This is a genomic window from Deinococcus arcticus (assembly GCF_003028415.1).
GTDB classification, from domain to species: domain Bacteria; phylum Deinococcota; class Deinococci; order Deinococcales; family Deinococcaceae; genus Deinococcus; species Deinococcus arcticus.
The window spans coordinates 1-8,693 of sequence record NZ_PYSV01000042.1 but is presented as its reverse complement, the minus strand read 5'-3'; the positions used below and the strand labels follow the sequence as shown (position 1 = coordinate 8,693).

The window sequence follows — 8,693 nt, the reverse complement described above, 5'->3', positions numbered from 1 at the left end:
GTCGGGTCAGCGGCGGCGGCCGTGAAGGTGATGGCGGCCGTCAGGGTGGTTTTCCCATGGTCCACGTGCCCAATCGTCCCCACGTTCACGTGCGGCTTCGTGCGTTCAAACGTTCCTTTTGCCATGTCTGTGTCCTCCTGGTCTGGAACTGCCCGCAAGGGAAGCAGGCAAGCCTTGACAGTGTACAGGGCCGCCGCGCAAACGCAAAGTACCGAACTGGGCAGCGGCTCTGGGGCGGTGAAGAGAAGCAGCGCGGCCCACACAAAGAGGGACGCGCTGCTTTGGCTGTTGGAGCTTCTGGTCGGGATTGAACCGACGACCTCTCCCTTACCAAGGGAGTGCTCTACCACTGAGCTACAGAAGCGAAGGAAAAAAGCGGGAAACGAGACTCGAACTCGCGACATTCAGCTTGGGAAGCTGACGCTCTACCAACTGAGCTATTCCCGCGTGATCGTGGTGGGCAGGGGCGGATTCGAACCGCCGTACACGTACGTGAACAGATTTACAGTCTGTCGCCTTTAACCACTCGGCCACCTACCCATATTCCACTGTCTCGCCCTCTCGGGCCACAAGCGCGGCGGTGTGGTGAGCCGCGTTGTGTGGAGCCACCCAGGAGAATCGAACTCCCAACCTTCCGATTACAAGTCGGGTGCTCTACCAGTTGAGCTAGGGTGGCACCGTCCCTGTTTGGAGCTTGGAACGAATGTTCGGCCTCCGAGTGCGGAAGCGCTGCGCAAAGCGCGATCACTTCCGGCTGGGAATAGTAGCACCGGCCCCCAGGGGTGTCAATCGCCGCCCACACTGCCGCTGGAACCGGGCGGCCTTGAGCCTTCCCAGAGCGTTGAGGCCCTATGCGCCATGTGGCGCATTTCGGCCCCGGCCCCGGGGCGTATTCTGACGCGCGCACGGGAAACTTTTTCCCTGAAACCGCCCCTCTTGGCCCCGCCCTCTTGCCCGCCCCCGGGAGGCACCCCTTGGACAGTTTTCGAACCCTGCTGCCGTACTTGCGCCTGCACACGCGCCAGTACGTGATTGGCCTGATTGCCGTGGTGATCGCCACCTCGGTCAACCTGCTGCCGTTTTACTTTATTCGCCTGACCATTGACGGCCTGACCGGACAGGTGGACGCCGACCCCGCGACGGCCGGCATCACGCTGGGCACGGCCGCGCTGTACGCGCTGGGCATCGTGGCGGCGGCGGTGACGGCCGGTTTTTTCATGCTGGTCATGCGCCGGCAGATCGTCGTGGCCTCGCGCCAGAGCGAGTACGAGATCCGGCGGGACCTGTTTGCCCACCTGCAAACGCTGGATAAGCCCTACTACGACCGCGCCCGCACCGGCGACCTGATGAACCGCCTGACCGGCGACCTGAGCGCCGTGCGCGAGATGCTGGGCTTTGGGGCGTGGCAGATCGTGAACATCGTGTCGGGCTTTGTGACCGCCTTTGCCGTGATGTTCAGCCTGAGCTGGCAGCTGACCCTGATTGTGGTGGCGATTGTGCCGGTGATCGTGGGCGTGCTGACCTACCTGGCCCGGCTGATCAGCAAACGCCACCGGCTGGCGCAGGAGCAGAACTCGCTGATCTCGGCGCGCGCCCAGGAGAACTTCAGCGGCGCGCGCGTGGTCAAGGGCTACGCCATTGAGGACCGCGAGATCGAGGATTACCGCGCCATGAACCTCGAACTTCTGCGGCGCAACATCGCCCTGACCAAGGTGGACGGCCCGCTGCGCTCCTTTATGAGCCTGCTGCTGGGGCTGGCGTTCGGCCTGATTCTGCTGGTGGGCGGGCGCCTGATTCTGGAGCCCGGCAGCACCTTCACGGTGGGCATGTTCGTGCAGTTCGTGGGCACGCTGGAGCGCCTGACGTGGCCCATGCTGATGATCGGCTGGATCACCGGCATCATTCAGCGCGGTCTGGCGTCCTGGGTGCGCCTGAGAGAGATCTTCGACGCCCAGCCCCTGGTGCGTGACGAGACCGGGCGCACCGATCTGCGCCTGCGCCAGCTGCGGGGGGACATCGAGTTTCAGAATGTGACCCTGCGTTATGGGTCCACCACGGTGCTCAGCGGCGTGAACCTGAGCGTGCCGGCCGGCACCTTCCTGGGCATCACCGGCCCCACCGGCAGCGGCAAGACGGTGCTGGGCCAGCTGCTGACCCGGGCCATGGACCCCACGGCGGGCAGCGTCCGCATTGACGGCCACGACCTGCGCGCCCTGCCGCTGGCCACCCTGCGCGACGCGATCAGCGTGGTGCCGCAGGAACCTTTCCTGTTCAGCGATAGCATTGCCAACAACATTGGCTTTGGCATAGAGGCGCGCGACCTGCCCGAGGTGCCCACCGGGGTGAGCGTGGTGGGCGCGCCCCCGCCCGCCGACATTCCGCAGACCCCCGACCCCCTGAAAGTGCGAGAGGCGGCCCGGCTGGCCGGCCTGCTGGGCGACGTGGAGGACTTTCCCAGGGGCTTTGACACCATGCTGGGCGAGCGCGGCGTGACCCTGTCCGGCGGCCAGCGCCAGCGCACCGCCATTGCCCGCGCCATCGTGCGCGAGCCGCGCATTCTGATTCTGGACGACAGCCTCAGCGCCGTGGACACTGAGACCGAGCGCCGGATTCTGGACGGCCTGCGCGAGGTGAGCCAGGGCCGAACCGTCCTGCTGATTGCCCACCGCGTCTCGACCCTGCGCCACGCCGACCAGATCGTGGTGCTCGACGGCGGGCGCGTGGCCGAGCAGGGCAGCCACGAGGACCTGCTGGCCCAGAACGGCCACTACGCCCAGCTGGAACGGCTGCAGCGCCTGGCCAGCGACCTGGACGCCGACGATGAGGCGGTGGCCGACCCCGTGAGCGCCGCCGACCTGCTGGAACAGAAGGTGACCCGATGACCCGCCCTGAAACCGACGCTTTTCAAAAGGGCTTTGACGCCCAGCTGACCCGGCGCATCCTGCGCTACGTGCGCCCCTACCTGGGGCTGGTGGTGGGCGGCGTGCTGCTGGCGCTGCTGATCTCGCTGGCCTCGCCGCTGTTTGCGCTGATTCAGCGCCACGCCATTGACGCTTATCTCTCGCCGCTGGCGCAGGGACGGGCCGTCAGCCGCCAGGCGCTGCTGGACGGGCTGACCCTGACGGCCGTGGCGTACATGGCGCTGAAGGTGCTGGAATTCATTCTGCAGTACGGCTTTACGCTGGCGATTGGCTACCTGGGCCAGAACGTGCTGCGCGACATCCGCGCCGACGTGTTCAGCAAGCTGCAGCGCCTGCATCTGGCGTACTTTGACCAGAACCCGGTGGGCCGCCTGATCACCCGCGTGACCAGCGACGTGGACGCCATCAACCAGTTCATCACGGGCGGTCTCGTGAGCCTGATCCAGTCCAGCTTCATCATCGTGGTGTACGTGGTGATCATGCTGAGCGTGAACTGGCGCCTGGCGCTGATTTCCTTCTCAGTGCTGCCGGTGCTGTTCCTGACCACCAACTACTTCCGCACCAAGCTGCGCGACGCTTTCCGGGAAACCCGCACGCAGCAGGCCACGGTCAACAGCAAGCTCAACGAGAACATCACCGGCATGCTGACCGTGCAGCTGTTCGGCCGCCAGCGCCGCAGCGCGCTGGACTTCAACCTGAGTAACCGCGCGCTGCTGAGCGCCAACGAGAACTCGGTGAAGTGGTTTTCCCTGTTCATGCCGGTGGTGGCGGTGCTGGCGCAGGTGGCCGTGGCCCTGATTCTGTACTTCGCCGCGCGCCAGATTCTGGGCGCCGACGCCAGCGGCGCGGTGGCCGGCGCGATCACGGTGGGCACCCTGTTCGCCTTTGTGCAGCTCTCGCAGCAGCTGTTTCAGCCTATTCAGGATCTGGCCGACGTGTTCAACAACCTGCAGGCGGCGATGGCCAGCAGCGAACGCATTTTCGGCGTGCTGGACACCGAGGAAGCGATTACCGACAAGCCCGGCGCCCGGACGCTGCCCCACTTTGAGGGCCGGGTGGACTTCGAAGGCGTGTGGTTTGCCTACGACCAGAGCGTGAGCGCCGACACGCCCGACACCGACGACCGCTGGATTCTGCGCGGCATTGACCTGAACATTGCTCCCGGCGAGAGCGTGGCCCTGGTGGGCGCCACCGGTGCCGGCAAGACCAGCGTGACAGCCCTGGTGAGCCGCTTTTACGATGTGCAGCGCGGCGCCGTGAAGGTGGACGGTGTGGACGTGCGCGACCTGCAGCAGCATGATCTGCGCAAGCATGTGGGCGTGGTGCTGCAGGATGTCTTTCTGTTCGCCGGCACCATCGAGGGCAACCTGACCCTGAATAACCCGGAGATTCCCCACGAGCGCGTGGTGGAAGCCTGCCGCTACGTGGGCGTCCACGACTACATCCTGAGCCTGGAACACGGTTACCAGACCGAGGTGCGCGAGCGCGGCGCCACCCTGAGCACCGGGCAGAAGCAGCTGCTGGCCTTTGCCCGCGCCCTGATTCAGAACCCGGACATTCTGCTTGTGCTGGACGAGGCCACCGCCAACGTGGACACCGAGACCGAACTGCGCATTCAGGCCGCGCTGGAAAAGGTGATGCGCGGTCGCACCTCCATCATCATTGCCCACCGCCTGAGCACCATCGAGCACTGCGACCGCATCGTGGTGATGCGCAAGGGCCGCATTGTGGAGCAGGGCAGCCACCGCCAGCTGCTGGACAAGGGCGGGTACTACGCCCGGCTGCACCGCCTGCAGTACGCACAGGGGGACGCGGCAGACTGAGGGGAGTTGTGGGACGTGGGCTGTGGATTGTGGGCAAAACCCCAACAACCCACAGCCCAGCACCTACATCCCCTTATACGGACGGCCGTCCAATTCCGTCACATCCGGGAAGAAGGGGGATGTTCCCCGCCTTCGGCGCTGTTCCAGCCCAATTCCCGGAAATCCGCATCTTTTCCCTCTCCCTCCGGTCGAAAAAATTCCGTAACGAGTTACGGAATTTTTCGGAACCCGTATTACAGATACGCCAGCGCCCAGTCCCGCTGCCCATGCGCCACGCCGGCGCGCAGCAGGGCCAGGCCGTCGGGGGCACCGTCCTGGTGGTGCGGGGTGTCGCCCAGCAGGGCCTGAAAGTCGGGCAGGGGCAGGCGGGCCGGGTCGTGCAGGCGTCCCTGGACCACGCCGCCCTGCACGTCGTACACCGCGCCGTACACGTTGCCCTTGCGGGCGTCCAGGGACACGCCCTGGCGGCCCTCCCCGCGCACCAGGGCTTCGAGGGTGCTGACCCCCAGTACGGGCGCGCCCCACACCCGGCCCAGGCCCAGGGCGTAGCTGGCCCCCACCCGCACGCCGGTATACGAGCCGGGGCCGGTGCCAATCACGATCAGATCGGCGTGGAAGGGCAGGCCCACATCGTTCAACAGGGTGCGGGCGGCCCCGGGCAACAGCTCGGCGTGGGCGCGGCCCACCTCGCGCGACACGCTGAGTTCACCCTCTGGCCACACCAGGGCCAGCGTCAGCCAGGGGGTGGCCGTGTCCAGGGCCAGGGTGACAGAGGAGGAAGAGGCGGCCATCATCGCCCGGCATTGTACGGCTGGCCTCCTCCCTGTCACCCCTGCGGGAACGAAGGGGCACCCCTGAACAAAAGCGGCGCGGTGCTATGCTCGCAGCATCATGACGAACATCGCCAAAGGGCTTGAGGGCGTCCTCTTTACGGAAAGCAAACTCACGTTCATCAACGGCACGGAAGGCATTCTGACCCACCTGGGCATTCCCATTCAGGACTGGGCCGAGAACAGCACCTTTGAAGAACTCTCGCTGGCGCTGCTCAATGGCCAACTGCCCACCGCCGCCGAACTGGCGGCCTTCGACGCGGAACTGAAGGCCAACCGCGCCATTCCCGAGGCCCTGATGCGGGTGATTGAGGGGATGCCCAGAGGGATTCACCCCATGCAGGCGCTGCGCACCGCCGTGTCTTACCTGGGCCTGCTGGACCCCCAGGCTGAGGACACCAGCCCCGAAGGCCGTCGCGCCATCGCCACGCGCCTGATCGCGCAGTTCGCCACCATCATCGCGGCGATCAACCGCGCCCAGGACGGGCAGGCCATCGTGGCGCCGCGCATGGACCTGACCCACGCCGGCAACTACCTGTACATGCTGAGCGGCAAGGAGCCCACCGCCGAGCAGGCCCGGCTGTTCGACATTGCCCTGGTGCTGCACGTGGACCACGGCATGAACGCCAGCACCTTCACGGCCATTGCCACGGCCTCCACCCTCTCGGACATGTACTCGTGCATGACCAGCGCCATTGGCGCCCTGAAGGGCCCGCTGCACGGCGGCGCCAACGAGGCCGTGATGGACATGCTGGACGAGGTGGGCACCCCCGAGCAGGCCGAGGTGTACATCACGAAGAAGCTGGACAACAAAGAGAAGATCATGGGCGTGGGGCACCGCGTGTACAAGTACTTCGACCCCCGCTCGCGCGTGCTGCGCGACTACGCCGAGCACGTGGCCAACAAGGAAGGCAAGAGCAACTACTACCAGATTCTGGAAACCATCGAAAAGGTGGTCGTGGACCGCATTGGCGCCAAGGGCATCTACCCGAACGTGGATTTCTACAGCGGCACCGTGTACAGCGACCTGGGCATCAAGAAAGAGTTCTTCACGCCCATCTTCGCCCTGGCCCGTATCAGCGGCTGGTGCGCCAGCGTGATCGAGTACACCCGCGACAACCGCCTGCTGCGCCCCGACGCCGTGTACACCGGCGAACGTGACGCGAAGTACGTGAAACTGCAGGAGAGGGGTTGAGGGTTAAACGTTGATAGTTGAACGTTGATGGAGAAAGGCGGCCGGGGAGAACCGGGCCGCCTTTTCATTTGGTGCGGGGCCAGAACTGCGCTGCAGCGTGCCTCTGCGCTTTTTCTATCTCCCATCAACCACCACTGTCCTCACTCCACCGGCCAGACCTCCAACACCCCGCCGTCCACCGGCCCGTCAATCGTGAGGACCTCCAGTCGGCAGGGCAGGTCGTCGCGGCCACATTCGCGCAGCAGGTAGGTCAGGGCGGCGCGGTGCATCAGGGCCAGTTTGCGCGGGGTCACACTTTCGGCGGCGTGGCCGTGGGCCGCGTCGGCGCGGTGCCGCACCTCGGTAAAGACCAGGGTGCCGTCCGCTTCACGGGTGACCAGATCAATCTCGCCGCCCCTTATGCGGTAATTGCGCGCCAGCACGGCGCGCCCCAGCCCGGTCAGGTGCGCGGCGGCGCGGGCTTCGGCGTCGGCGCCCTTCATGGGATCAGACCAGCCACGCGGCCCAGCCGGTGAAGTCGGGCGCGCTCAGGGCGGCGCCTGCAGCCTGCAGGGCCTGGGCGGGGGCCGTGGTGGTCAGGGCCACCACCCGGCAACCGGCCCCGGCCGCGCTGCGCACGCCATTCACGGCGTCCTCGTGGGCCAGGCAGTCGGTGGGGGAGAGGCCCAGCCGGGCAGCCCCCAGCACGAAGGGCTCCGGGTGGGGCTTGCCGCGCGTGACGTCCTCGCCCAGCACGCGCACAGTGAAGCGGTGGCCCAGGCCCAGCGCCTCCATGCCGAAGGCGACGTTCACGGCGTCGGCGCTGGTGACCAGCGCAAAGGGAATCCCGCGCGCGTCCAGGGCGTCCAGGTAGGCGCTCAGGCCCGGCACTTCCCGCAGCGCCCCGGCGGCCAGGGCGCGGTAGCGGCCTTCCTTGGTGTCGTGGACCCGGCGCACCAGCGCCTCGTCCGGCACCTGTCCGGTCAGGCGCTCAATGATCTCGGGGTTGCGCCCGCCGTCCACCTTGGTGTCCAGTTCGTGGGCACCCAGGTGCAGGCCCAGCACCCCTGCGGCCACCTCCTGCCACGCCTGCCGGTGAAAGTGGTTGTTCAGGGTCAGCACCCCGTCCATGTCGAACAGCACGCCGCCCGGGCGCCAGGGCCAGCCGCTCACGCCTCTTCATCCCCGTCGGGGCCGTGGCCCAGGTCGCGCAGCAGGTCGCGGTACAGCTGCGCGGCGCGCACCCGCACCTCGTCCAGGGACGTGTCGTCCGGGGCGAAGTCGGCCGCCACCTCCAGCGCTCCAGCCAGCACGGCGCTGTAGATGGGCCAGCGGCCTCCATCTTCATCTGTGGCTGGCACTCCCCCGTCCAGGGCCTGCAGGGCGGCCTCGGCGGCCATGCGCTCGGCGTCTTTCTTGCTGCGGCCCTCGCCGCCGGGTCCCAGCGCCTCGCCGCCCACGCGCACTGTCACGCGGAAGGTGGGCTCGTGGGGCGGGCCCTGCGTGGTGACCTCGAAACTGGGGGTACCCAGCCCCAGGGCAATGGCGCGCGCAATCAGATCTCCCTTGGCGTTGACATTCATCCCCTTCAGCCTAGCGGCCCGCGCGGGGCAGCGCCGGCCGGGGGGGCAGAACGGCCGGGCCCTCACAGCAGCAGCCCGGTTTGCCCTGGGGTCAGAAGACCGCCCCAGCACGGCCGGTGGCGCCGCTGTCTGTGCCGCCCGGGAAGCATGTTCCCGGGCGGTTGGGGCGCCGCCATCAGCATGAAATGAGGCCCGGGGACGTGCGCGCCCTGGGCCTGTGCATTGAAGTTGGGTTCTAATGGTAGTCCGTTGACTCGGACATAATTTGCCGTTCTGAGCGGCATTTAGGCCACATAAAGTGGGAGTGGTCTACCTCGTCCAACCTGCTCCAGCAACAGGAAGAGTCGCCGAGGTGGTCGCTC

The 8,693-nt window shown here is 66.8% G+C and carries 8 protein-coding genes and 4 tRNA genes; 3 read left to right on the top strand and 9 right to left on the bottom strand.

The genetic code is table 11. The features are described 5' to 3' along the window. The 5 genes from C8263_RS18635 to C8263_RS18615 all read right to left on the bottom strand — a co-directional run. Positions 1–125: GTP-binding protein (locus C8263_RS18635; protein WP_233218726.1), on the bottom strand; the 125-nt coding region annotated here is incomplete at its 3' end. Positions 126–289: 164 nt separating this feature from the next. Next, positions 290–364: transfer RNA gene (locus C8263_RS18630), tRNA-Thr, on the bottom strand. A 10-nt stretch (positions 365–374) separates the two neighbouring features. After that, positions 375–447: transfer RNA gene (locus C8263_RS18625), tRNA-Gly, on the bottom strand. Between the two features lie 7 nt (positions 448–454). Further along, positions 455–540: transfer RNA gene (locus tag C8263_RS18620), tRNA-Tyr, on the bottom strand. Positions 541–600: 60 nt separating this feature from the next. Further along, positions 601–676: transfer RNA gene (locus C8263_RS18615), tRNA-Thr, on the bottom strand. Positions 677–974: 298 nt separating this feature from the next. Between C8263_RS18615 and C8263_RS18610 the strand changes: the two genes are divergently transcribed. Then, positions 975–2,882 carry an ABC transporter ATP-binding protein gene (locus tag C8263_RS18610; RefSeq protein WP_199188450.1) on the top strand — a complete coding sequence of 636 codons (1,908 nt, stop codon included), beginning with the start codon at positions 975–977 and terminating at the stop codon, positions 2,880–2,882. Continuing rightward, positions 2,879–4,744 (top strand): ABC transporter ATP-binding protein, encoded by a 1,866-nt coding sequence (locus C8263_RS18605; protein WP_107139601.1) that lies wholly within the window; start codon positions 2,879–2,881, stop codon positions 4,742–4,744. The genes C8263_RS18610 and C8263_RS18605 overlap by 4 nt, the downstream gene beginning before the upstream one ends. Before the next feature lie 233 nt (positions 4,745–4,977). On the opposite strand, the gene tsaB is transcribed toward C8263_RS18605, so the two are convergent. Further along, the gene (tsaB, locus tag C8263_RS18600) at positions 4,978–5,535 is read right to left on the bottom strand and encodes a tRNA (adenosine(37)-N6)-threonylcarbamoyltransferase complex dimerization subunit type 1 TsaB (RefSeq protein WP_408608076.1); all 558 of its coding nucleotides are present in this window, start codon (positions 5,533–5,535) and stop codon (positions 4,978–4,980) included. A 100-nt stretch (positions 5,536–5,635) separates the two neighbouring features. Between tsaB and C8263_RS18595 the strand changes: the two genes are divergently transcribed. Then, positions 5,636–6,769 carry a citrate/2-methylcitrate synthase gene (locus C8263_RS18595; protein WP_107139599.1) on the top strand — a complete coding sequence of 378 codons (1,134 nt, stop codon included), beginning with the start codon at positions 5,636–5,638 and terminating at the stop codon, positions 6,767–6,769. A gap of 140 nt (positions 6,770–6,909) precedes the next feature. On the opposite strand, the gene C8263_RS18590 is transcribed toward C8263_RS18595, so the two are convergent. The 3 genes from C8263_RS18590 to C8263_RS18580 are packed head-to-tail and all read right to left on the bottom strand — an operon-like array spanning position 6,910 to position 8,331. Continuing rightward, complete coding sequence (locus C8263_RS18590; protein ID WP_107139598.1) at positions 6,910–7,251, bottom strand: YraN family protein; 342 nt, start codon at positions 7,249–7,251, stop codon at positions 6,910–6,912. 4 nt (positions 7,252–7,255) lie between these two features. Beyond that, positions 7,256–7,879: an HAD family hydrolase gene (locus C8263_RS18585; protein WP_107139603.1), complete on the bottom strand. Its 624-nt coding sequence runs from the start codon at positions 7,877–7,879 to the stop codon at positions 7,256–7,258. 38 nt (positions 7,880–7,917) lie between these two features. After that, positions 7,918–8,331 (bottom strand): putative dsRNA-binding protein, encoded by a 414-nt coding sequence (locus C8263_RS18580; protein ID WP_107139597.1) that lies wholly within the window; start codon positions 8,329–8,331, stop codon positions 7,918–7,920. Positions 8,332–8,693: the final 362 nt, after the last annotated feature.